Source organism: Arthrobacter sp. StoSoilB13 (assembly GCF_019977255.1).
Classification (GTDB): Bacteria; Actinomycetota; Actinomycetes; order Actinomycetales; family Micrococcaceae; genus Arthrobacter.
Genome location: NZ_AP024648.1, coordinates 932,210 through 954,381 on the forward strand (window position 1 = coordinate 932,210; position 22,172 = coordinate 954,381).

Below are 22,172 nucleotides of genomic sequence, written 5' to 3' on the forward strand. Positions count from 1 at the left end.
TTTCGTCTGGGTGAACAAGGGAACTTTCCCTGCCTTGGGCGCGTGGTAATTGGTACCGTGAATTATCACTTAGCCCTTTTTCAGGAGGACACCCGCAATGGCACTTGGCGGAAACCCTATCTTCAACGGAAAGAATTTCCGTGGAGCCAAACAGGCACCGCCTGTTCCGCAAAATCCGTACTCCAACCCGTACGGCCAACAGTTTAACCAGGCACCTGGCCGCGCGCCCGGACAGGTCCTCGACGCCCAGTCAGCTTGGTCCGCTCCGCAGCAGAACATGACCAACGAACAACTGCAGCAGATGTACAACCAGCCTGCAGCAGGACCCGCCGAAACCGGGCGGATGACCTACGACGACGTCATCATGAAGACCGTCGCGTGCCTTGTGGCCCTGGTCGTCGGCGCCGGCATCACGCTCTTTGTGGCTCCGGGCCTGTCCACGATGCTCATGATTGTCGGTGCACTGGGCGGTTTCGTCCTGGCACTGGTCAATACCTTCAAGAAGCAGCCTTCTCCCGCGCTGATCCTGGCCTATGCGGGCCTTGAGGGACTCTTCCTCGGTGGCCTGACCCGGATTCTTGACGGAATGTTCCCGGGCGTGGGCCTCCAAGCGGTCATCGGCACGCTGGCCGTCTTCGGCGTTACGCTGCTGCTGTTCAAGAGCGGTAAGGTCCGGGCAACGCCCAAGATGGTGCGCTTCTTCATGATCGCCACCATCGGCTACGCGGTCTTTGCGCTGATCAACCTCGTCATGATGTGGACCGGCGCGGTCCAGGAACCGTTCGGCCTGCGCACGAGTATCACGATTGCAGGCATCCCGCTGGGTGTCTTCATCGGCATCCTGGCGATTGGCCTGGCAGCTTTCTCGCTCATCATGGACTTCACCAGCATCGAAGAAGGCGTCCGTGCCGGCGCCCCGGAGCGCTACTCCTGGATCGCTGCCTTCGGCCTGACCGTCACCCTGGTTTGGCTCTACGTCGAAATCATTCGGCTCCTGGCGATTCTGCGCGGCGACGACTAAGTCCGCCCGGGTTCAGGAAAAATGCCCCCGAAATTATTTCGGGGGCATTTTTTTGTCTAAACGGGTTCAACCATGGGCGCCGTCCCAGAAGGCCTCAACCCAGGCGTTCGAAAACAACAGCCATTCCCTGGCCGCCTCCCACGCATAATGTGGCCAGGCCAAGGGTTCCGTCGCGTTCTTTCAAGCCATTGAGGAGCGTAGTGGTCATGCGTGCTCCAGTCATGCCGAAGGGGTGGCCCAAGGCAATGGCGCCGCCGTGGACGTTGAGCTTCTGTGGGTCGATGCCCAGTTCACGGGCGCTGGCAACCACTTGGACCGCAAAGGCTTCGTTGAGTTCCACGAGGTCGATATCGTCAATCGTCAGTCCTGCCAGTGCCAACGCCCGCCGCGTTGACTCAACTGGCCCCATGCCCATGAGTTCGGGTGAGAGGGCTGAAACGGCGGTGGAGACAACGCGCGCGAGCGGTTGTAGTCCAAGCTCGCGCGCACGGGAGTCACTCATCACCAGGACGGCGGCGGCACCATCGTTCAAGGGGCACGCATTGCCCGCGGTTACTGTACCTTGGGGCCGGAAAACGGGCTCAAGGGCGGATACGGCTTCCAAGGTCACTCCTGCCCTCGGGGAGTCATCCTGCTCAACCAGGGTCCCGTCCTTGCGCGTGTATGGTGTGATTTCGCGGGCGTAGAAGCCCGAGGCGATGGCTGCTTCGGCGCGATTCTGGCTCAGCACGCCCCACTCGTCCTGCTCTGCCCGGCCTATTCCGTAGCTGGTGGCCACATTCTCGGCTGTCTGGCCCATGGCGACATAGATATCGGGAAGCCTCCCGCCAAGCCGCGGATCCGTCCAGGGAATGTTCGACGCCGCCCGGGCAGCTGTCCGCTGGGCTGCTGATTCGAAAAGTGGGTTGTGGTTGCCGGCGTCGGTCTGTCCGGCCCCTGCCCAATTCTGGTATCTCGAGACACTTTCCACGCCGGCCGAGACGATCGCGTTCGCTTCACCGGCCTTGATGGCGTGGAATGCCATGCGAAGAGTCTGGAGGCTGGACGCGCAGAACCGGTTGATGGTCGCCGCCGGTACGCGGTCCAGTCCTGCAAGGACAGCGACGACGCGGGCCATGTTGGAGCCCGCTTCGCCGCTGGGTTCGGCGCATCCCAGCAGGATGTCATCAAGGCCGCCTCCATCTTCGGCGGCAGGATCGAAACCTGGAACTTTCGCGAATGCGGCCTGCACCATGGCGGTCGCAAGGTCGTCGGGGCGTTCGTCCTTGAGGGAGCCTTTGAAGGCCCGCCCGATTGGACTTCTGGCAGTGGAAACGATGACAGCCTCAGTCATGGCCCCAGCTTACGCCCGGCATCTGGAATGAAGACGGGCGTAAGCATGGGCGGTCAAGCCAAGCGAAGGGCGCCTGCTGCCGGAGTCACCGTGAAGATGTCAGGGGCGGTAAAGCCGCTCTCAGTGAAGGAACGCACGACGGCGTCGCGCACCTGCTGCTCCCGGCCTACCGGAGTCAGGGCGATGGCAGAGCCGCCGAAACCTCCGCCGGTCATGCGGGCGCCGATCGCGCCGTTGGCCCGGGATGTCTCCACCGCGAGGTCCAGCTCGGGGCAGGAGATCTCGAAGTCGTCGCGCATGGACATATGGCTGGCGTCCAGCAACGCACCAATGCTGGCCGGGCCTTCGCTGTTGAGGGTTTCCACGGTCTGGAGTACCCGGTCGTTTTCGGTGACGACGTGCCGGACCCTGCGAAGGGTTGTCTCATCCAGCAAGCCAGCGGCTTCCTCCAAGGATTCCACGCCGACGTCGCGCAGTGCTTTGACACCGAGAATTTCGGCACCCAACTCGCAGGAGGCGCGCCTGGAGGCGTAACCGCCGTCGGCGTGTGAATGCGACACCTTCGTATCGATGACCAGCAGGACCAGGCCCGATGCCTCGGCGTCGAAGGGGACAAGGTCAACGTGCTGGTCCCGGCAATCCAGGAAAACAGCATGACCCTTGGCTCCGCGCAGTGAAGCTGACTGGTCCATGATGCCGGTGGGTGCGCCGACGAACATGTTCTCAGCGCGCTGGGTGGCAAGCACCAGATCCTCCGCGCCTAAACCTGCCCCTGTGAGGTCGTTGAGGGCGGAAATGACGGCACATTCGATCGCGTGGGAGGACGAGAGCCCCGCACCCAGCGGCACGTCCGAATCGAGCAGCAGGTCAAAACCGGGAACGTCGATGCCACGCTCTTTCAAAGCCCAGGCAACGCCGAGCGGGTAGCGCGACCAACCGTTGCCGGATCCCGGCTCCAGGTTTGAGAGATCCGCCTCCACCAAGCCGTGGCCGCCGAACAGGGACAGCAGCCGCACCGTGGAGTCCGTACGAAGCCGAACAGCCACCTTGGCAGTCTTATCAATCGCGAACGGCAGGACGAAGCCCTCGTTGTAATCCGTGTGTTCACCGATCAGGTTCACGCGCCCCGGTGCCTGCCACACGCCGTCGGGAACTGAGCCGAAAGTTTCCTGGAAGCGGGCCGAAAGCACGCTGGTGTCAGTGGTGGTGCTCATGCTCGTGTGCCTTCCAGGGTGTCGGTCAACTGTGTGGTGTCGGTGGCTGCGGCGACATCGCGGAGTCGCTGCGCCACAGCTTCGGGGGTGGTGTCATTGATGAACGCGCCCATGGCTGCTTCGGAGCCTGCCAGGTACTTGAGCTTATCGGCAGCGCGGCGCGGTGAAGTCAGCTGCAGGTGCAACTGGCCGGCGGGGCGCAGGACCGGGTCCAGCGGTGCCTGGTGCCAGGCGGAGATATACGGCATGGGTGTGGGGTAGAGGGCATCAAGCCGCTTCAGCAGGTCCAGGTAGACGTGGGAGAGCTCGTCGCGTTCTTCACCCGTCAGGGCCGCGAGGTCAGGGACGCTGCGGTGGGGGACCAGATGGATTTCCAGAGGCCAGCGGGCGGCGAAAGGCACGTAGGCACTGAAGTGCTTGGCTTCGAGGACCATGCGGCTGCCATCCTCGCGTTCTGCTTTGAGCAGTGACGCGCCGAGCGTTTCTTTCGCGTCGACGTCGTCGTAGTATTTGCGGGCTACCGCGCCCAGAGTGGCAGCCCGGGGCGTGACGTAGGGGTAGGCGTAAATCTGGCCGTGGGGGTGGTGCAGCGTGACTCCGATATCGGCGCCGCGGTTCTCGAAGGGGAAGACCTGCTTGATGCCGGGCAGGGCACTCAACGCCTCTGTACGTTGCGCCCATGCCTCGATGACGGTGCGGGCGCGGGTCTCTCCCAATTCGGCGAAGGATCCGGTGTGCTGCGGCGTGAAGGCCACAACTTCGCAGCGACCGAAGGCGGGCCCGGTGACCCCGTGGCCGGCGAGTCCGTTGCGGGGGATCTCCGGGATGTCGCCCAGTGCCGGTCCCAGTGAGGGGAATCGGTTTTCGAACACCACGACGTCGTAATCCGGGGCGGGGATCTCGGATGGGTTATCAGCAGTGGTGGGGCAGATAGGACATTGGTGGGCCGGGGGGAGGTGGGTGCGGCTTTGGCGATGGGCTGCCACAGCTACCCATTCGCCGGACAGGGCGTCGTATCTGACCTCTCCGGGCTCGCCACGTGCCGGAAGCCCGCGGTGGTCCACCAGCGAGTCCGGTGTGCGCTCGGGAGTTCCGGGGTCGTCAAAGTAGATCAACTCACGGCTGTCAGCGAGGCGGGTTCGGGTCATACGGATCATGGGTCCATCATCCCACAAAGTAATCAAAAACGCATAGTTTCAAACAAAAGTTAACAAGTTGATCCGGGGAAGTGAGCAGGCATGCAGTACGGTATTGCCATGCCTGCCTCTCCGCCCCCTGCATCGTTGCCAGACGCCCAAAGCCCGGCCGAATCAGCACCCCGCCGCTTCGCCACCGGCCGCCAATTCGAGCTTCGACGGGACGATGCGCTCGCCGTCGTGACCGAGCTTGCTGCAGGCCTTCGGCTGTACTCCCGCGGAGGCATCCAACTCACCGAAAGTTACGGTGATGCCGAGATTCCGCCAGGCGCCACAGGCATCACGCTCGCCCCGTGGGCCAACCGGGTGGAGGATGGCGTCTGGTACCTCAACGGCAAGAAGCAGCAGCTCGATATCACCGAGGTCTCACGCAACAACGCCAGCCACGGACTTCTCCGGAACACGGGCTACACCCTGGTGGACGAGTCCGAGTTCTCGATGACACTGGAAGCAACTGTCTTCCCCCAGCACGGATACCCTTTCCTTGTCCGGCACATCGTTCGGTATGAGCTCGACGAAAACCTGGACCTTCGTGTCTCACAGACGATGGTCAACGATTCCCAGGACGATGCTCCCGTGGTCCTGGGCGCCCACCCCTATCTTCGGCTGGGGGAGGTGGCCGCCGAAGACTTGGTCCTGACCGTCAAGGCAGCCACCCGCCTGGTAGCGGACGAGCGATTGATTCCCCGCAGCACCGCTGCGGTGGAGGGCGACTTTGACCTTTCTGCGGGTCGGGCGCTGGGCAGCTTGGACATTGACGTCGCCTTGACGGACCTGACGTTCGACGGCGGTGTGGCCCGCCATACGCTGACCGCGCCGGATGGACGCAGCGTGTCGCTGGAGCAGGACCAGAACTGCCAGTATGTCCACGTATTCGTCACGGACACCTTCCCTGGCCGATCAAAAGTAGTCGCTATTGAGCCCATGACCGGTCCAGCCAACGCCTTTAACAGCGGGGATGGTTTGCGTTGGCTTGCGCCGGGGGAGACCTTCACCATGGCGTGGGGGATTACCGCCTCCCTCTAGGCCACCTGTGCGGCGGGCCGGTTTCCCATACAGGGCGGGCTGCGGAATTATGGGTTCATGACGCCAACACCGGACGCCAAATCACGTTCTGACCGACAAATAGCCCAAGACATTCCCTACGGGGTGCGCATTGCGGCAGCATGGTCGTGGCGCATGGGCCTGATCCTGCTGATGATCGGCGCTCTGGTCTGGCTGCTGGGCAAGGTCAGCTTCCTCATCATTCCGGTGATGGTGGCGGCCCTCCTCGCCGGACTCCTCTACCCGGTGGTGCTCTGGCTGCGCAAGCGGAATCTGCCCAACGGTGCGGCGGTGGCTATCACAGTGTTGGGTTTCATCGGTGTTATCGGGGGTGCCCTTGCGCTGGTCGGCAGGCAACTTGTCTCAGGATTCGGGGAGCTTTGGACCGAGGCGCTGACAGGAATCCAGCAGATCCAGGACTGGCTGTCTGCCGGCCCCCCTGCACCTGACAGCAGACCAAATTGACCAGTACATTTCCGACGGCGTCACAGCCCTGCAGGACAACAGCAGCAGCATCCTTAGCGGTGCCCTGTCCTTTGGCAGCACGGCCGGACACTTTGCCGCCGGATTGGTCCTGGCCCTGTTCATCCTGATCTTCTTTCTGCTCGAAGGCAGCCGTATCTGGGGCTTCCTGGTCCGACTCCTGCCCAAGACAGCCCGAAGGGCCGCTGATGGTGCCGGACGGCGCGGCTGGACCTCCATGGTCAGCTATGTGCGGATCCAGATGTTCGTTGCCTTCGTCGACGCCGTGGGCATCGGAGCCGGTGCCGCGATCATCCAGGTTCCGCTCGCGCTTCCGCTTGCGGTCCTGGTGTTCATCGGTTCGTTCATTCCCGTGGTGGGTGCGCTGGTTACCGGTGCGATCGCCGTCCTGCTGGCCCTTGTGGCGAACGGACCCGTGAATGCGCTGATCATGCTGGCCATCGTCCTGCTGGTCCAGCAGCTTGAAAGCCACATCCTGCAGCCGCTGGTCATGGGTAAGGCTGTGGCCCTCCATCCCGTGGCAGTGATCCTTTCGGTAGCTGCCGGATCCTATCTCGCGGGCATTCCCGGAGCATTGTTCGCAGTTCCGCTGCTCGCCGTAGTAAACACGGCGGTTCGCTACATTGCCGGCCGGACGTGGGAACATGATGAAGGATTGGGCGCGGCCGAGCTGCAGCCTGGAGACGCATCGTCGGAAACTAATGGCGACTCCAACTTCAAGGAAGTCCACCTTCCTGGAGCCGGATCCCGCAGCGGCAGCAGCGCTGCCGGCAAGACCAAGGCCGCAGATAACACCTCCGTCCAGGAGCCTGCAGTTGACACCAACAAAGGAGAATAGTCAGTGAATACCCTCGATACCCTGCCCGTCACGCTGGACGATGTCCTCAAGGCGCAGGAGCTGCTCGAGGGCATTATTACCAAGACTCCAGTGGAGTCGTCCCGTGCGCTGGGCAGCCTCGTGGGCGGCAATGTCTTCTTCAAATGCGAGAACCTGCAGCGTGCCGGATCCTTCAAGGTCCGCGGCGCCTACGTACGGATGGCACGCCTGACTGATGCCGAGAAGAAGCGCGGAGTGGTGGCTGCCTCTGCAGGCAACCATGCCCAGGGCGTAGCCGTAGCCGCAAAGAGCCTTGGCATCAACGCGCGCATCTATATGCCGCTCGGTGTCGCGCTGCCCAAGCTTGCTGCAACGCGCAGCCATGGCGCCGAAGTCATCCTTCACGGCCACAATGTGGATGAGGCTTTGGCTGAAGCCCAGCGCTACGCCAACGAAACAGGCGCAGTCTTTGTGCACCCCTTTGACAACGTGGACGTCGTCGCCGGCCAGGGCACCATCGGACTGGAGATCCTGGACCAGATCCCCAACGTGGACACCATCCTCATGGGCGTCGGCGGCGGCGGACTGCTTGCAGGCGTCGCAGTGGCCATCAAGGCACGGGCCAAAGAGCTCGGTCGCGAGATCCGGGTCATCGGAGTGCAGGCCGAAAACGCGGCCGCTTATCCTCCGTCCCTCGCCGCGGACGCCCTGGTGCCGCTGAAAAAGGTTTCGACCATGGCTGATGGCATCGCAGTAGGCCGGCCGGGGCAACTTCCTTTCAGCATCATCCGCGAGCTCGTGGACGATGTTGTGACGGTGAGCGAAGATTCCCTTGCCCGGGCCCTGATCTTCCTGCTGGAACGGGCCAAGATGGTCGTGGAGCCGGCAGGCGCGGTGGGAGTAGCCGCCCTGATGGATGGCAAGATCGAAAACCCGGGGAACACCGCCGTCGTGCTTTCCGGCGGCAACATCGATCCGATGCTGATGCTCAAGGTCATCCAGCGCGGTCTGTCGGCGGCGGGCCGGTTCATGACGGTTCGAATGATGCTGGATGACCGCCCGGGCTCACTGGCGACGATCGCCCGCATCATTGCCGAAAACGACGCCAACGTCACAGGCCTGGACCACACGCGCCTGGGTGGTTCCATCAGCATGGGCGATGTCTCCATCACCATCAACCTGGAAACGAAGGGCCACGAACATGGCGAGCAGGTCCTCGGCGCCTTGAGGGCCGAAGGCTTCCAGCCGATCGTGGTGCACTGACGGGAGTCGCGGATATGGTGCTCGAAACGCCTGACGGATCCAAGGCCGAGGCCAAGGAGACACTCGCGGGCCGAGCCAAGGGCGGCCTGCTGTTCATGGGCAGCTTCGTGATCCTGCTGTACGTCATCGAGTTCCTGAACACGCTGATGAGGCATGGCCTTAACGGTACTTTTGGGCTTCGTTCCCGCAGCATGGACGGAGTGCTGGACATCCTGACTTTCCCGCTGCTGCACGCGAACCTCAACCACTTGCTGTCCAACACCCTGCCCCTCATCATCTTCGGCTTCCTGGTTTTCCTGGCCGGTATCAGGGTCTTCCTCACAGCCTTGGCCTTCAGCTGGCTGGGTTCAGGCCTGATGGTATGGCTGATTGGTGGAGGAGGAGTCACGGTGGGGGCGTCGGGGCTGGTGTTCGGGTTCTTCGCGTTCCTGCTGGTCAGGGGATTCTTCAACAGGAACTGGTGGCAGATTCTGCTGTCCGTGGTCCTCTTCATGGCGTACGGCAGCATCCTCTTCGGGGTGCTGCCCACCGTCATGGGCTTTATTTCGTGGCAGGCCCATTTGGGTGGGGCCATTGGAGGGATTGTCGCGGCCCTCCTGTTGCGTCCCAAGTCCAAGCTCGCAGCCTGAGCCAACTAGGTCGCAGCAGAGCGCGTTTTGAACGCCCAAAACGCGCTCTGCTGCGACCTAGTTGGGGAGGCAGGCACGAAAAACGCCGGCCCACCCTGCAAAGGGGTGGACCGGCGTCGGGCTTTTTCGCGCTGCCTAGGCGACGTACGGCTTGGCGGAAACGATCTCCACCGGAATTTCCTTGCCGTTGGGGGCGGTGTAGCTGAGCTTGTCGCCCTCCTTGTGGCCGATGATGGCAGCGCCCAGCGGAGACTTCTCGCTGAAGACATCGAGGTCGGAGTCGCCGGCGATCTCCCGGGAGCCGAGCAGGAACGTCTCTTCGTCCCCGGCGATGCGGGCAACAACCAACATGCCAGGTTCTACGATTCCGTCATCGGCAGGAGCTTCGCCCACCTGGGCATCGCGCAGGAGCGCGGTGAGCTGACGGATGCGGGCTTCAATCTTGCCCTGCTCTTCCTTGGCTGCGTGGTATCCGCCGTTTTCCTTGAGGTCGCCTTCCTGGCGGGCGGCTTCGATCTTCTGGACGATTTCCGCCCGGCCAGCGCCGGAAAGGTGGTCCAGCTCAGCCTTCAAGCGGTCGAAAGCTTCCTGGGTAAGCCAAGCTGCTGTGGCGCTGTTGGTGGTAGACACGGATTTCTCCTCTTGATCTGACAAAGCAAAGACCCCGCCGAGGTGGCCACTCGTGAAACTCAGTAACCAACTTAACGGGGTGAAGGTTTCATCCATTGTAGTAAATCCTCTGGACGAACCCAAACTGGTTGAGTTGTGGGTCACATGATTGTTATTTCCCGCTGTCCACGATCCAGCAATTATCCACTACTCCAGAGACGGCAGGGGACTCGGTTCTCAACACTGTGCGTTGGGCTGTTGTGCTGCCGCCATCGGCACCGTCCTTGGGGTCATTGGGGCCGATCTCAATCACTTTCCAGCCCACCACCGCAAACTTGGAATCCATGGCCTTCACGGCGCATTTGGCCGTGGCTCCCGGGTATTTAGTGACCTGGTAATCTACCTCGGCCCGTGTGCCATCCACGGTGCTGTAGCCGATGTCCTTGAACGTCACGGGGGCTTGTGCCGAGGACGTTGCCACCCATGCTGCGAACACAATTCCAAGGACCAGGGCCACGATGACGATGTTCCGCTTCGATGTGCGGGTCAAGCCGCGCTTTTGACCACCGTAGCGATTGGCTAGGCTGTTGCTTGCCGGTAGTTCGTTGGCCAATTGGTCCTCTGAAGTCACCTATCCAGTTTAGTGCGGATCCCGGCGCCTCCTGCACAGTCCTGATTTTGCACCATCCATGAAAGAGGAGCCGTCAAGTGACAGCGTCCAGCAGTTCCGAGCAGCAGCTGCGGCTGCTCGCCGTCCACGCTCATCCGGACGATGAATCCAGCAAGGGTGCAGCCACCATGGCGATGTATGCCGCTGCAGGAGTAGACGTCATGGTCGCTACCTGCACAGACGGTTCCCGGGGCGACATCCAGAACCCTGGCATGGTGGACGCTCCGCACCCCAAGCGCGACATGGCAGGTGCCCGCCGCTTGGAAATGGCCAATGCGGCTGCCGTGCTTGGGATTCGGCAGCGATGGCTTGGCTTTGTGGACTCCGGCCTGCCCGAGGGCGATCCCCTTCCACCGCTTCCCCCGGGATGCTTTGCCCTGCAGCCATTGGAGCGTGCCACGGCACCGCTGGTCCGTCTGGTCCGGGACTTCAAGCCGCACGTCATCATCAGCTATGACGAAAACGGTGGCTATCCGCACCCGGACCACATCATGGCCCACAAGGTTGCCGTCGAGGCGTTTGAGGCAGCGGGTGACGCCGCACGCTACCCGGGAACGGGGGAGGCGTGGGCGCCCAGCAAGCTCTACTACGACCGCGCCTTCAGCCCGGAGCGCTTCCGTGCGCTGCACTTTGCGCTGGAGGAGGCTGGGCTGCAGTCGCCCTATGCTGAGCGGCTGGCAGCCTGGCTTGAAGCAGACGCCGAGGGCCACACTCCTCCCGCTCCCGCGCACCAGACCACCACGCAAGTGGACTGCGGCGACTTCTTCGAGGCCCGCGATGACGCTCTTCGGGCGCACCGGACACAGATCGATCCGATGGGTTTCTTCTTTGCGGTCTCACCTGACCTGCAGCGGAAGGTATGGCCTTGGGAGGACTACACGCTGATCAAGTCCAGGGTGTCCACCGATCTGCCCGAAAAGGATCTGTTTGCGGGGATAAGATAGGTGTTGCCACCAGTTTCTATCGTTTGTAGAAATCGGCGGCGGCCATCGAACAGCCCAGTTCCACGCTGAAGTCAGTCGACATGCATCAGCTCCCATAGAAGGTTTGAACGTGCACCACTTGATCCTCGCCTTGACCGTCAGTCCGTCGCCGGACCCCACCGGGACGCTGCGGCCTGGCCTGTCCGAGGACCAGGTGACGCCCGGAACCTGGGGCTTCGTCCTCACGGCCTTCATCGTGATCCTCACGACCTTCCTCATCGTTGACATGGTTCGCCGTATCCGCCGGGTCCGGTACCGTGCGCAGGTTGAGGAGGCGCGCTTGGCTGCGGAAGGCGGAACCCTTGATGGTGCGGGCGGCGACGCCGGCACCACGGATGAGAACGGCGATGCCGCACCCGGAAACCGCTAACCCACGCGGAAACAACTGGCCCGGGGCTGCGAATGTCCTGGGTTCGGAGCCCTCTGCCTATTTGCGCCAACACGCAGGTAACCCGGTCTTCTGGCGTCCTTTCGGCGATGAAGCGTTTGCCCTTGCCGCCGCCCGGGATGTCCCTGTCTTCCTCTCCATCGGATATGCGGCCTGCCACTGGTGCCACGTCATGGCCCATGAGTCCTTTGAGGACCAGGAAACTGCGGACTACCTCAATGCGCACTTCGTGCCCGTCAAAGTGGATCGCGAAGAACGGCCGGACGTCGATTCCGTCTACATGACGGCCACGCAGGCCATCAGTGGTGAGGGCGGCTGGCCAATGTCCGTTTTCCTGACGCCGGAGGGCCTCGCCTTCCATGCGGGCACGTACTTCCCGCCCGTTCCCTTGCCTGGCCGGCCGTCCTTCCGGAATGTGCTTGAAGCGGTCCATGAGGCGTGGGTTGAGCGCCGTGAAGCTGTTGAACAGAACGCGAGGGGACTGGCCGCGAACATGGCCAGCGCACAGCTGTCCTCTGCCGTTCGGCTTGACGGACCGCCGGAGGTGGTGGATGCCCAGCTGCTTTCAGATGCAGTAAGGGTTTTGGCCCGCTCTGAAGACCCCGACGCCGGTGGGTTCGGCAGCGCTCCCAAGTTTCCGCCGTCGGCGGTTCTTGAGTTCCTGATCCGCCACGCCGCGGCCCTGTCGGAGACTGCGGAGGATGCGCAGGGCATGGCTGGGCGTGCGCTGGCCGGGATGGCACGTTCGGCATTGTGCGACCAGCTCGACGGCGGTTTCGCCCGGTACTCGGTCACGGCGGATTGGTCCGTGCCGCACTTCGAGAAGATGCTCTACGACAACGCCCAGCTTCTGCGCGTCTATGCCCACTGGGTGCGGCTTGGAGGCAATGAGGTGTTCCCGGCTGAGGAAGCTGCGGAGGTAGCGTCCAGGTGCGCGGACTGGATGCTGGCCTCGCTGGGGCTGCCTGGGGGTGGCCTGGCTTCGTCGCTGGACGCCGATACGGTGGTGGACGGTGTGCACCACGAGGGGGGATCGTACCTCTGGACGCCGGGGTCGTTGCATGAGGTCCTCGGCCCCGACGATGGCCAGGACGTGGCCCGCATGATGAATGTTGGCGCCCAGGGGACCGTCTCGGAATTGGGTTCGCCGCTGCATCCCGGACGGCCCTTGTCCGCCTCAGAGTCCAGGCTCTGGCAGCGGGTCAGTCCTACCCTCCTTGCCGCGCGGGATCTCCGGAACCAGCCTGCAAGGGACGAGAAGGTCGTGGCCGGTTGGAACGGGCTCGCGATAGCGGGGCTTGCCGAGGCCGGAGCCGTGCTGGACCGCCCGGATCTCGTGGCTGCCGCCGGGAAGGTTGCTGCCTATCTTGAGAACGTGCATTGGAATGCCGAAGACGGGCTCCTGGTCCGGGTCTCGCACGATTCCCAGGCCCGTGGCATCGGGGGACTCCTGGAAGACTACGCGTTCTGCGCAGAGGGCCTGTTTTCCCTGTACTCGGTGACGGGGACAAAGCGCTGGTACCGTCTTGCGGAACAACTCATCCGGGCCGCTGAAACGCGTTTTGTGGACGACGGACACCTTGCTGATTCGGCGGGGGAGTCAGCGCAGGTGTTCAACGCCCAGGGGCAGCGTGCTGCCCTGGATCCGTTCGACAATTCCACGCCCAGCGGGGCAGCCGGATTTGCTGGAGTGCTGCTGACGTATTCGGCGTACTCGGGCTCGCACGCGCACCGGCTCATGGCGGGGAACATCCTGGGCCTGCTCCCTCCGCTGGCTACACGCGCACCCCGGGTTGCCGGTTGGCTCCTTGCTACGGCGCAGGCGGCGCTGGCGGGTCCGGTGGAGGCCGCCGTCGCTGGTTCCGACTCATCCCTGCGGCAGGAATTGCACAGCGCGCTCTTGAAGTCCGCCAGCCCGGGCATGGTGGTTGCCGTGCAAATGGACGACGCCGGGTCCCCGGCTGGTGAGGGTGAGGTTCCGCTGCTGATTCATCGCACGGGTGCGCCAGATGGCTCGCCACAAGTGTATTTGTGCCGGGATATGGTGTGCGGGAGGCCCGTGGGGACTGTCGCGGAGGTGCAATCCATGCTGGCGCGGATGGCCTCCGGCGCTAGCTGAGGACGGCCATCATGATGGCAACGAAGTGGGCCGCGAACGCCAGGACAGTGAACGCATGGAAGAGTTCGTGGAACCCAAAGTGCTGGACACTGAAATTCGGCTTCTTGATGGCGTAGAAGACCGCCCCGGCGATATAGAGGGCGCCGCCGATGCAGATGAGCGCGGCAGAGGGGGCGTTCGCTGTGAAGAACTGGGGGAGGTAGAAGAGCGCCCCGCAGCCCAGCGCAATGTAGATCGGGACGTATAACCAACGCGGAGCGTCGGTCCATAGAACCCTGAACAGGACTCCGGCTATGGCAGCGGACCAGATAATCCACAGCAGGGTGACGGCCTGGGAGCGCTCCAGAAGTGACCAGGCCAGCGGCGTGTAGCTTCCGGCGATCACCAACATGATGTTCGTGTGGTCCAGGCGCTTGAGCACCAGCCGGGTCTTCGGGGACCAGTTGCCGCGGTGGTAAACGGCGCTGACACCGAACAGCAGGACGCCTGTTACCGCATAGATCGTGGAGGTAATCTTTCGGTCGGTTGTGGGGGCAAGCGCCACCAGGACGATTCCGGCCGCGAGGGCGAAAGGGGCGGCGACGGCGTGGATCCAACCGCGCCATGCGGGCTTGATAGTGAGCAGCTCGGCCATCATTAAAGAGTAACCTCCGCTCCGGTAAGTTACTGAAGAGTAAGTCTGGCTGGATGTGAATGCGACCCGGCCCTGCACCTGCGAGGCAGTTCGGGAAGGTAGCCTTGGATGTGCGCCGTCGTCGTAAAAGCAAGGAAGTCAGGTGAGAGTCCGGTGGAGCTGCCCGGTTTCCTCTATGGCTTCTACGAGCGCCAGCTCCTTCGCTCCCTGAAGCAGGACCGCATCCCCAGGCACATCGGTGTCATGGTGGATGGCAACCGCAGGTGGGCCCGCCAGTTCAATGCGCCAACCAGCCAGGGACACCAGGCCGGCGCGGACAAAATCCACGAATTCCTTGGCTGGTGCCAGGAGCTTGGCGTCAAGGTAGTGACGCTGTACATGCTGTCCACAGACAACATGAACCGCTCCGGCGAAGAGCTTGACCTGCTCATGGGCATCATCGCCAACACCATGGACCGGCTGGACGAAAACGAGGACGTCTCCGTGCACGCCATGGGTGCGCCAGAGCTTCTGCCGGACTACTTGGCCGAACGCCTGAACAAGCTAACGGCCCGCACTCCGGTCCACGAAAAAATCCACGTGAACGTGGCAGTGGGCTATGGCGGGCGGCGTGAAATCGTCGATGCCGTGAAAGAACTGCTCCGCGACGCCGTCGCCAAGGGGCGGACCATGTCCGACGTCGCAGATGAACTTTCGGTGGACGACATCTCAAGGTTCCTTTACACGCGCGGCCAGCCGGACCCGGACCTGGTCATCCGCACGTCCGGTGAGCAGCGGCTCTCCGGATTCCTGATGTGGCAGAGCGCCTACAGCGAGTTCTACTTCTGCGAAGCCCTCTGGCCCGCATTCCGCAAGGTCGATTTCCTCCGGGCGCTCAGGGACTATGCCGGGCGCCAACGCCGCTACGGAACTTAGGTGCGCTTCGGTTCACCAAAATTTTACGATCCGGACATGCGACTTGCCGATGACACATTACGGAAATGAATGTGCCGAGGATTACGTTAATCCCATCAGCAGGCAAAACCGCCCGCTGATCGGGGAGGCCAGTAGATGGAGCGAACTATCGCACCAGTTACATGGGAGGCCACGCCCGGCCTTCCGGCCGAGCCGCTTCACCATTAGGCCGGGCGACCGCCCGGGGCTGGAGTCGATGTGGCTATTTCTGAGCAACTGCCCGCAATGGTTTCCGACGGGGAAAGTGCAGCTACCTCTCGCGCCAAGAGGGTCTCACAAAAAGCGCGGACCGCACCATCCGCCACAGGCCGCAGCTATGTGATCGATACATCCGTCTTGCTCTCGGATCCGCACGCATTGCTGCGCTTCGCTGAGCACGAGGTCATCGTCCCGATCGTGGTCATCAGTGAACTGGAAGGCAAACGCCACGATCCCGAACTCGGGTATTTTGCCCGCAAAGCCTTGCGCCTCCTGGACGACCTCCGCATTGAACATGGCGGACTGGACCACGCAATACCTATCGGTGCCGACGGCGGCATGCTCCGGGTAGAGATGAACCACATTTCCACGGAGGTCCTGCCCGCAGGCTTCCGCGGAGGCGACAATGACAGCCGCATCCTGGCCGTAGCCAAGAACCTGGCCAACGAGGGCCACAACGTGACTGTGGTGTCCAAGGACCTCCCCATGCGCGTCAAAGCCTCGGCCATGGGATTGCACGCAGACGAATACCGCAACGAACTGGTCAAGGATTCCGGCTGGACCGGCATAGCCGAAGTGGAAGCCAGCGAAGACGAGATCACCACGCTTTACGGCCACGAGCCCGTTTTCATCCCTTCCGCCGCTGAACTTCCCGTCAATACCGGGCTTGTCCTCCTGTCCAACCGTGGCTCGGCACTGGGCCGCGTAGGGGCCGACAAGCAAGTCCGCCTCGTCAAAGGCGACCGCGACGTGTTCGGCCTGCATGGCCGTTCGGCGGAACAACGGCTCGCCATCGACCTCCTCATGGATCCCGCAGTGGGCATTGTCTCCATCGGTGGGCGGGCCGGCACCGGCAAATCGGCCTTGGCACTCTGTGCGGGCCTCGAAGCCGTCCTGGAGCGGCGCGAACACCGCAAGGTGGTCGTCTTCCGGCCCCTTTACGCTGTAGGGGGCCAGGAACTTGGATACCTGCCCGGGTCTGAATCGGAAAAGATGAACCCTTGGGCGCAGGCCGTGTTCGACACCCTGGGAGCGTTGGTCAGCCAGGAAGTCGTGGAAGAAGTCATGGACCGCGGCATGCTCGAGGTGCTGCCTCTCACCCACATCCGCGGACGCTCACTGCACGACGCCTTCGTGATCGTGGACGAGGCCCAGTCCTTGGAGAAGAACGTCCTCCTGACGGTGATGAGCCGCATCGGCCAGAACTCCAAGATCGTCCTCACCCATGACGTCGCCCAGCGCGACAACCTCCGTGTCGGCCGGCACGACGGCGTGGCCGCCGTCGTCGAAACCCTCAAGGGACATCCGCTGTTTGGCCACATCACCCTGACCCGGTCCGAGCGGTCGCCGATTGCGGCCCTGGTGACGGAGTTGCTAGAAGGGGCCGAAATCTAACCCCATCGACCAGGTGCCATAGCGGCGAAGGCCAGGCATCCTCTGCGTGCTAGCTCGTTCCTCGCTTTTGACGCACGCTGCCGGATGCCTGGCCTTCGCCTTGTCAGGCGGCCCGCCGGAAGTTGCTAGATGGCTATGTATTGGGAAAGGGCTTCGTGGCCGAGGACTTTGAGGGTCCAGTTGGGGCGGATGAACGTTTCCGGGGTGAGGCGGACTCTTTGGACTTCTTCGACTTTGTCGCCCCAGCCGTCGCGGACGAGGCCGTTGAGTTCGTAGCCCAGACGCAGGGAGACGCCCAGGGATTGCTTGTTCCAGACGGCAGCCTCGGACTCCGCAACTTCCGCTTTCAGGTAGTCGAAGGCATAGCTTACGACGGCGGCGCGCATCTCTTTGCCGAAGCCCTGGCCTTGCGCGGACCGCTTGAGCCAGGAGCCCGTGCCCACGGTCTTTAGCGTCTTGAAGTTCTTGGCGCCAATGTCCTGAACGCCCAGGAAGTCGTCGTTGTGCCAAACGCCAAGGAGGAGGGTCCAGGCGTCAGGCGTGAATCCGGCCCTGCAGCGCCAGTACCACTGGGCCATGTTGGGAGCGAGTTCGTCGTCCGGGAGTTCTGCCCACGGCGTGCTGAACGGGCTCTTGCCGGGCTCATGGACGCCGGAACGGGCGGCCGCGACGGCAGCCGGGATATCGGCGTCGAGAACTGGACGGAGAGTCAGCCGGGGCGTCGTGAGCGTGAGTCCGAAGGGCGGCCAGATTTCCGTGAGCGTGGTCATCGGTGCAGCTTAGCCCGGCTGTCGAGGGCATGCGAGTCACAGGGCTGGTGCCAGCCTCATGAGTGGTGAACCCGCTATTCCGTTGTTGGCCAACCAAGGAATAGCGGGTTCACGACGTTTGCGGATCCTGGGGATGTCAGGCTGCTGGGCCGATGTCCCAGGAGATATGGCGCCGAACGTCGGTCAGGTTCATTGATTCGGCAAGGAAAAGATCGTCCAGCATGTATTCGTCAACGGCCAGAATCTTTAGCCAATGACCTTTGCCAGCCGTATCGCCGTCCAGGCTTTGGCTGGCCACGCAGACGCCCGTCCCGGCATCCACGCGGATCAGCGTCCGCCCCGGGTGGGCCAAAGGTTGGGAAGGATCCAAGGGCACGTAGGTCCGGCCACGGGTCACCACCGTTTCCAAGGCCAAGCGTCCCTCATGGTCAACTTCCCGGGGCTCTTCCAGGGACACGGGATTGGAATCCGGGAACTCCAGCGGGACGGGCGCATTGCCGGCAAGTTCCACCGGATCCAGTGCTGCAGCCAGCCGTCCGTTGCCGAAGGACGGTTCGCCGTATGCCGCCTCCGGGCGCCTCCGGACCAAGCCAGCGCCATCATAGACCGGGGTCACCAGGTGGGCAGGAAGCAACCATGAGCGTCGCGTCGCACTGACGTAGAGGTCGTCCCGGGAATCATTGATGCCCGTGGTGCTGTGCAGCAGCTTTCCGTCAGGAGTTTCCAGCCGCAGCGCGCCGGGCCGCCTGAGCCATGCACGGACCAGATTGGCGCCCGTCCCGGGCCGTTCGAGGTATTCGAAACGCAGACTCGTCCATTTCCACGGGGAAGAACGGCAAAGGTTGCGGAATGTGGAGGACAAGTCCTGCGGTTGCCCGTTGTTGCCGTTGGCCGGGCCAAAACCTGTTCCGAAACCTGATCCACCTGCACTGTAGCGGCCCATATCCACAGTTTACCTACGCGTTCAACCCGGCCCTTGGAGTAATTCGGGATAGCATCTGCAGGGTGATCCGACGACTCGCCGACCTCTGGGACGCCAGCCCACTGGGCTTCTGGCTGGTGGTTCTTGCCTGTGCGTACTTCGTGGTGATGGCCGTGCGCCTGACCATTATTGATATCCGGAGTCATCTGCTGCCGAACCGGATCGTCTTTCCCTCCTATGCGGTGGGCGGGGTACTGCTGCTGGGCGCTGCTGTCCTGGTGTTCTTTGGCGGCCCGGATGCTGCGCTGGATGCCTCGATGTTCGGTATCCCCGGGCTAGGAGTGCTGGCCGGTGGCGGCGTGCTGTGGCTGTTCTACTTCCTGCTCCGCTTGGTCTATCCCCCCGGTATGGGGTTTGGGGATGTGAAGCTGGCCGGAGTGCTTGGGCTCTACCTCGGCTACCTTGGGTGGGCCCATGTCTTCGCCGGCACCTTCGCTGCTTTCTTGCTCGGCGGGTTGTGGAGCCTGGTGATCCTTGTGTCCAGGCGCGGAACACTGGGTTCGGCAATCCCGTTCGGGCCGTTCATGCTCGCAGGAGCCTTGGTGAGCATGGTGCTTTTGCCTGCTTGATTCTTGCAGTCGCACCCGCAGCCAACTGCGGCCGAACTGCAACGCTTCCCGTATTCTCAGCGTTCACCGGGCTGCGGCATGCTTAGCACTGTGCACGCTTGACGCACTGGCCTCGACAGCAGGATTGATGTGAAGGATTTTTGACTCCATGGGCGCACCGGAATTTATCCTCAAGCTTCGGGAGAAGATCGGGAATGACCCCCTGTGGTTGCCGGCGGTCAGGGGAGTGGTTTTCGACGACGATGGCCGGGTGCTGCTCTGCCAAAGGGCGGACAATCACCACTGGACGGTGATCACCGGCATCCTTGAGCCAGGCGAGCATCCCGCACCCGGCCTGGTCAGGGAAATCTTCGAGGAAACTGCGGTTGTGGCAGAAACTGAGCGGATCATCGCCGTCGGGGTTGTAGGTCCGGTGACCTTTCCGAACGGCGACATCTGCGACTTCCTGGACATCACTTTCCGCTGCAGATATATTTCCGGCGAAGCCCAGGTAAACGATGATGAATCGATCGCCGTTGGCTGGTTTGGCCTGGATGAACTGCCTGACATGAGCGAGGGAAACCTTCAAGCCATCAGGCTTGCCACGGAGCCCGAAGGCCCCGTGGCGTACCAGGTGGAGGACTAAGCTATGTGGCGCCGGCGTCAGCTGGTGCCCGTCTGGGCTTCTGCCCATGGCCCGGGAACGCCAACGGCCGGCACCCTTTTCGAAGAAGGTGCCGGCCGTCGTCGTGCTTTGGGTTTTAGGCCAAACGTCAGGCCTTGTGCGCCGGGGACGTCATGGTGGTGACGTCCAGGGCCTTGTCGAGTTCTGCCTCGGAGACCTTGCCTTCGCCTTCACCCACGAAGCCGAGCTTCTCGGTTGCCTGGCGGATGGTGAGGCCCTCCTTGACAGCGATCTTGGCAATCTTGGCGGCGTTCTCGTAGCCAATGAACTTGTTCAGCGGCGTCACGATGGACGGGGATGCCTCAGCCAGGAAGCGGGCGCGCTCCACATTGGCGGTGATGCCGTCGATCATCTTGTCGGCCATCACGCGGCTGGTGTTGGCCAGCAGGCGGATGGACTCCAGGAGGTTGGCGGCCATGACGGGGATGCCTACGTTGAGTTCGAAGGCGCCGTTGGTGCCGGACCATGCGATCGCGGTGTCGTTGCCGATAACCTGGGCGCACACCATGATGGAGGCTTCGCAGATAACGGGGTTGACCTTGCCCGGCATGATCGAGGAGCCCGGCTGAAGGTCCGGGATGGCGATCTCGCCGAGGCCCGTGTTGGGGCCCGAACCCATCCAGCGGAGGTCGTTGTTGATCTTCATGAAGGAGATCGCGATGTTGCGCAGCTGGCTGGAGCCCTCGATGAGGCCGTCGCGGTTTGCCTGTGCTTCGAAGTGGTCGCGGGCCTCGGTCAGCGGCAGGCCGGTGTCGGCTGCGAGCAATTCGATGACGCGCTCCGGGAAACCGGCAGGAGTGTTGATGCCGGTGCCAACAGCGGTGCCTCCAAGGGGGACCTCGGCGACGCGGGGGAGTGCTGCGTTGATGCGCTCGATGCCGTAACGGACCTGGGCGGCGTAGCCACCGAACTCCTGGCCGAGCATCACCGGCGTGGCATCCATGAGGTGCGTGCGGCCGGACTTGACGACGTCCTTGAACTCCACGGCCTTACGGTCCAGGGAATCGGCCAGGTATTCCAGGGCCGGGATCAGGTCATTGATCAGGGCCGAGGTGGCGGCAACGTGCACGGACGTCGGGAACACATCGTTGGAGGACTGCGAAGCGTTCACGTGGTCGTTGGGGTGGACCACTTTGTCGCTGCCCGCAGCTGCGAGGGCACGCGAAGCGAGCTCTGCGATGACCTCGTTGGTGTTCATGTTGGAGGAAGTGCCCGAGCCGGTCTGGAAGACGTCAATCGGGAAGTCGCCGTCGTACTTTCCGGTCGCTACCTCATCGGCAGCTGCGGCGATGGCCTCGGCGAGCTCACCATCGAGCACCCCCAGTTCGGCGTTCGCCAGTGCAGCGGCCTTCTTGACGCGTGCAAGGGCTTCGATGTGAGTGCGCTCAAGCGTCTTGCCGGAGATGGGGAAGTTCTCCACAGCACGCTGCGTCTGGGCGCGGTACAGGGCGTTCACGGGGACGCGAACTTCGCCCATCGTGTCATGTTCAATACGGAACTCAGTGGTGGAAGTCATGGGGCTAGCTTAGGGCGACTTAATGGTTCACAGAAAACCCGGAATGGAGTGCTACGTGCTCCGGCCTGACGACCGGAGCACGGCCGACTAGAGCTTGCCGATCCCGGAAACGAGGGCCGCGCGGCCCTCATCGAGCTTGTAGGACAGGCCCACGACGGCGACGCGGCCGTCGTCGATGGCGTCGGAAATCACACGCGAACTGTCGGCCAGCCGGGCCGCGGTTTGCTTGACGTGCTCCACCACCATGTCGTTGACGTCTTCCTGGTCATTGCGCTTGGCAGTCAATACCGACGGCGTGATGCGTTCCACCAGGTCACGAATGAACCCAATTGGCATCTCACCCGTTTCCACCGCGGCCTTGGTGGCCTTCACGGCTCCACAGCTGTCGTGGCCGAGAATGACGATCAGTGGAACACGGAGTTCGGCAATGCTGTATTCAAGCGAACCAAGGACGGCGTCATCAATCACCTGCCCCGCCGTGCGAACCACGAAGGCGTCGCCCAAGCCGAGATCGAAGATGATCTCTGCGGCAAGCCTGGAATCCGAGCAACCGAAGATGACGGCAAAGGGATTCTGGTTCTCCACCAGGGACGAGCGTCGCGATGCATCCTGGTTGGGGTGTAGGGATTCACCGGAAACAAAACGTTCATTGCCCTCTTGGAGGCGGCGCCAAGCAAGGGCGGGAGTCAGATAGGTAGGCACCTGATTACTTTACGGCCCG

21 protein-coding genes and 1 pseudogene are annotated in these 22,172 nt (G+C 62.8%); 12 read left to right on the forward strand and 10 right to left on the reverse strand.

Annotation, left to right across the window (positions count from 1 at the left end):
- Positions 1–97: 97 nt before the first annotated feature.
- Complete coding sequence (locus tag LDP01_RS16620) at positions 98–1,021, forward strand: Bax inhibitor-1/YccA family protein (RefSeq protein WP_224091585.1); 924 nt, start codon at positions 98–100, stop codon at positions 1,019–1,021.
- A 94-nt stretch (positions 1,022–1,115) separates the two neighbouring features.
- On the opposite strand, the gene LDP01_RS16625 is transcribed toward LDP01_RS16620, so the two are convergent.
- Genes LDP01_RS16625 through galT form a run of 3 tightly spaced genes read right to left on the reverse strand, consistent with a single transcriptional unit; the run spans position 1,116 to position 4,725 of the window.
- Positions 1,116–2,354 (reverse strand): acetyl-CoA C-acetyltransferase, encoded by a 1,239-nt coding sequence (locus LDP01_RS16625; protein ID WP_224091588.1) that lies wholly within the window; start codon positions 2,352–2,354, stop codon positions 1,116–1,118.
- A gap of 53 nt (positions 2,355–2,407) precedes the next feature.
- The gene (gene galK / locus LDP01_RS16630; protein WP_224091589.1) at positions 2,408–3,568 is read right to left on the reverse strand and encodes a galactokinase; all 1,161 of its coding nucleotides are present in this window, start codon (positions 3,566–3,568) and stop codon (positions 2,408–2,410) included.
- Positions 3,565–4,725, reverse strand: coding sequence for a galactose-1-phosphate uridylyltransferase (gene galT, locus LDP01_RS16635; protein WP_224091591.1), 1,161 nt, complete (start codon positions 4,723–4,725; stop codon positions 3,565–3,567). Before galT ends, galK begins: the two co-directional genes overlap by 4 nt.
- Positions 4,726–4,806: 81 nt before the next feature.
- Here galT and LDP01_RS16640 point away from each other — a divergent pair, with 81 nt between their 5' ends.
- The 4 genes and pseudogenes from LDP01_RS16640 (at position 4,807) to LDP01_RS16655 (ending at position 9,000) form a co-directional block, all read left to right on the forward strand.
- A complete protein-coding gene (locus LDP01_RS16640) occupies positions 4,807–5,790 on the forward strand; it encodes an aldose 1-epimerase family protein (protein WP_224091593.1) in 984 nt (327 codons plus the stop codon).
- 57 nt (positions 5,791–5,847) lie between these two features.
- Positions 5,848–7,129, forward strand: a pseudogene (locus tag LDP01_RS16645) (AI-2E family transporter).
- Positions 7,130–7,132: 3 nt separating this feature from the next.
- On the forward strand, positions 7,133–8,371 hold the full coding sequence (ilvA, locus tag LDP01_RS16650) for a threonine ammonia-lyase (protein ID WP_224091594.1): 1,239 nt from the start codon (positions 7,133–7,135) through the stop codon (positions 8,369–8,371).
- 14 nt (positions 8,372–8,385) lie between these two features.
- Entirely contained in the window at positions 8,386–9,000 is a 615-nt protein-coding gene (locus tag LDP01_RS16655; protein WP_224091595.1) for a rhomboid family intramembrane serine protease, read from the forward strand.
- Positions 9,001–9,135: 135 nt separating this feature from the next.
- Here the strand turns inward: LDP01_RS16655 and greA are convergent, their stop codons facing one another.
- Both greA and LDP01_RS16665 read right to left on the reverse strand, forming a co-directional pair.
- Entirely contained in the window at positions 9,136–9,630 is a 495-nt protein-coding gene (greA, locus tag LDP01_RS16660) for a transcription elongation factor GreA (RefSeq protein ID WP_216924913.1), read from the reverse strand.
- Between the two features lie 151 nt (positions 9,631–9,781).
- Entirely contained in the window at positions 9,782–10,240 is a 459-nt protein-coding gene (locus tag LDP01_RS16665) for a DUF4307 domain-containing protein (RefSeq protein ID WP_224091596.1), read from the reverse strand.
- 77 nt (positions 10,241–10,317) lie between these two features.
- Here LDP01_RS16665 and mca point away from each other — a divergent pair, with 77 nt between their 5' ends.
- The 3 genes from mca (at position 10,318) to LDP01_RS16680 (ending at position 13,769) form a co-directional block, all read left to right on the forward strand.
- Positions 10,318–11,223 (forward strand): mycothiol conjugate amidase Mca, encoded by a 906-nt coding sequence (mca, locus tag LDP01_RS16670; RefSeq protein ID WP_224091601.1) that lies wholly within the window; start codon positions 10,318–10,320, stop codon positions 11,221–11,223.
- Positions 11,224–11,332: 109 nt separating this feature from the next.
- Positions 11,333–11,632, forward strand: a complete 300-nt coding sequence (locus LDP01_RS16675; protein ID WP_224091603.1) for a hypothetical protein — start codon at positions 11,333–11,335, stop codon at positions 11,630–11,632.
- Positions 11,610–13,769, forward strand: coding sequence for a thioredoxin domain-containing protein (locus tag LDP01_RS16680; RefSeq protein ID WP_224091605.1), 2,160 nt, complete (start codon positions 11,610–11,612; stop codon positions 13,767–13,769). The genes LDP01_RS16675 and LDP01_RS16680 overlap by 23 nt, the downstream gene beginning before the upstream one ends.
- Here the strand turns inward: LDP01_RS16680 and trhA are convergent.
- Entirely contained in the window at positions 13,762–14,403 is a 642-nt protein-coding gene (trhA, locus tag LDP01_RS16685; RefSeq protein WP_224166822.1) for a PAQR family membrane homeostasis protein TrhA, read from the reverse strand. The two genes, LDP01_RS16680 and trhA, sit on opposite strands and share 8 nt — an antisense overlap.
- Positions 14,404–14,511: 108 nt before the next feature.
- On the opposite strand from trhA, the gene LDP01_RS16690 reads away from it, so the two are divergent.
- Both LDP01_RS16690 and phoH2 read left to right on the forward strand, forming a co-directional pair.
- A complete protein-coding gene (locus tag LDP01_RS16690) occupies positions 14,512–15,318 on the forward strand; it encodes an isoprenyl transferase (RefSeq protein WP_224091617.1) in 807 nt (268 codons plus the stop codon).
- Positions 15,319–15,555: 237 nt separating this feature from the next.
- Positions 15,556–16,950: an RNA 5'-3' helicase PhoH2 gene (gene phoH2 / locus LDP01_RS16695; protein ID WP_224091618.1), complete on the forward strand. Its 1,395-nt coding sequence runs from the start codon at positions 15,556–15,558 to the stop codon at positions 16,948–16,950.
- A 125-nt stretch (positions 16,951–17,075) separates the two neighbouring features.
- On the opposite strand, the gene LDP01_RS16700 is transcribed toward phoH2, so the two are convergent.
- Both LDP01_RS16700 and LDP01_RS16705 read right to left on the reverse strand, forming a co-directional pair.
- The gene (locus tag LDP01_RS16700; protein WP_224091619.1) at positions 17,076–17,720 is read right to left on the reverse strand and encodes a GNAT family N-acetyltransferase; all 645 of its coding nucleotides are present in this window, start codon (positions 17,718–17,720) and stop codon (positions 17,076–17,078) included.
- A 136-nt stretch (positions 17,721–17,856) separates the two neighbouring features.
- Positions 17,857–18,663, reverse strand: a complete 807-nt coding sequence (locus LDP01_RS16705; RefSeq protein WP_527249074.1) for a hypothetical protein — start codon at positions 18,661–18,663, stop codon at positions 17,857–17,859.
- Between the two features lie 62 nt (positions 18,664–18,725).
- Here LDP01_RS16705 and LDP01_RS16710 point away from each other — a divergent pair, with 62 nt between their 5' ends.
- Together LDP01_RS16710 and LDP01_RS16715 are read left to right on the forward strand one after the other, a co-directional pair.
- On the forward strand, positions 18,726–19,271 hold the full coding sequence (locus LDP01_RS16710) for a prepilin peptidase (RefSeq protein WP_224091620.1): 546 nt from the start codon (positions 18,726–18,728) through the stop codon (positions 19,269–19,271).
- Positions 19,272–19,419: 148 nt separating this feature from the next.
- Positions 19,420–19,896, forward strand: coding sequence for an NUDIX hydrolase (locus LDP01_RS16715; RefSeq protein ID WP_224091621.1), 477 nt, complete (start codon positions 19,420–19,422; stop codon positions 19,894–19,896).
- A gap of 127 nt (positions 19,897–20,023) precedes the next feature.
- Here the strand turns inward: LDP01_RS16715 and LDP01_RS16720 are convergent, their stop codons facing one another.
- Together LDP01_RS16720 and LDP01_RS16725 are read right to left on the reverse strand one after the other, a co-directional pair.
- The gene (locus tag LDP01_RS16720; RefSeq protein WP_224091622.1) at positions 20,024–21,451 is read right to left on the reverse strand and encodes a class II fumarate hydratase; all 1,428 of its coding nucleotides are present in this window, start codon (positions 21,449–21,451) and stop codon (positions 20,024–20,026) included.
- 87 nt (positions 21,452–21,538) lie between these two features.
- Entirely contained in the window at positions 21,539–22,153 is a 615-nt protein-coding gene (locus LDP01_RS16725; RefSeq protein WP_224091623.1) for a carbonic anhydrase, read from the reverse strand.
- Between the last annotated feature and the right edge of the window lie 19 nt (positions 22,154–22,172).

What these genes read in the sequence shown, in the direction of transcription:
- LDP01_RS16705 (WP_527249074.1), bottom strand. Translation starts at nt 18,663, where the DNA reads ATGGGCCGCTACAGTGCAGGTGGATCAGGTTTCGGAACAGGTTTTGGC.
- LDP01_RS16680 (WP_224091605.1), top strand. Translation starts at nt 11,610, where the DNA reads ATGCCGCACCCGGAAACCGCTAACCCACGCGGAAACAACTGGCCCGGG.
- LDP01_RS16715 (WP_224091621.1), top strand. Translation starts at nt 19,420, where the DNA reads ATGGGCGCACCGGAATTTATCCTCAAGCTTCGGGAGAAGATCGGGAAT.
- trhA (WP_224166822.1), bottom strand. Translation starts at nt 14,403, where the DNA reads ATGGCCGAGCTGCTCACTATCAAGCCCGCATGGCGCGGTTGGATCCAC.
- LDP01_RS16720 (WP_224091622.1), bottom strand. Translation starts at nt 21,451, where the DNA reads ATGACTTCCACCACTGAGTTCCGTATTGAACATGACACGATGGGCGAA.
- LDP01_RS16700 (WP_224091619.1), bottom strand. Translation starts at nt 17,720, where the DNA reads ATGACCACGCTCACGGAAATCTGGCCGCCCTTCGGACTCACGCTCACG.
- LDP01_RS16655 (WP_224091595.1), top strand. Translation starts at nt 8,386, where the DNA reads ATGGTGCTCGAAACGCCTGACGGATCCAAGGCCGAGGCCAAGGAGACA.
- LDP01_RS16620 (WP_224091585.1), top strand. Translation starts at nt 98, where the DNA reads ATGGCACTTGGCGGAAACCCTATCTTCAACGGAAAGAATTTCCGTGGA.
- LDP01_RS16625 (WP_224091588.1), bottom strand. Translation starts at nt 2,354, where the DNA reads ATGACTGAGGCTGTCATCGTTTCCACTGCCAGAAGTCCAATCGGGCGG.
- LDP01_RS16690 (WP_224091617.1), top strand. Translation starts at nt 14,512, where the DNA reads ATGTGCGCCGTCGTCGTAAAAGCAAGGAAGTCAGGTGAGAGTCCGGTG.
- galK (WP_224091589.1), bottom strand. Translation starts at nt 3,568, where the DNA reads ATGAGCACCACCACTGACACCAGCGTGCTTTCGGCCCGCTTCCAGGAA.
- LDP01_RS16640 (WP_224091593.1), top strand. Translation starts at nt 4,807, where the DNA reads ATGCAGTACGGTATTGCCATGCCTGCCTCTCCGCCCCCTGCATCGTTG.
- galT (WP_224091591.1), bottom strand. Translation starts at nt 4,725, where the DNA reads ATGATCCGTATGACCCGAACCCGCCTCGCTGACAGCCGTGAGTTGATC.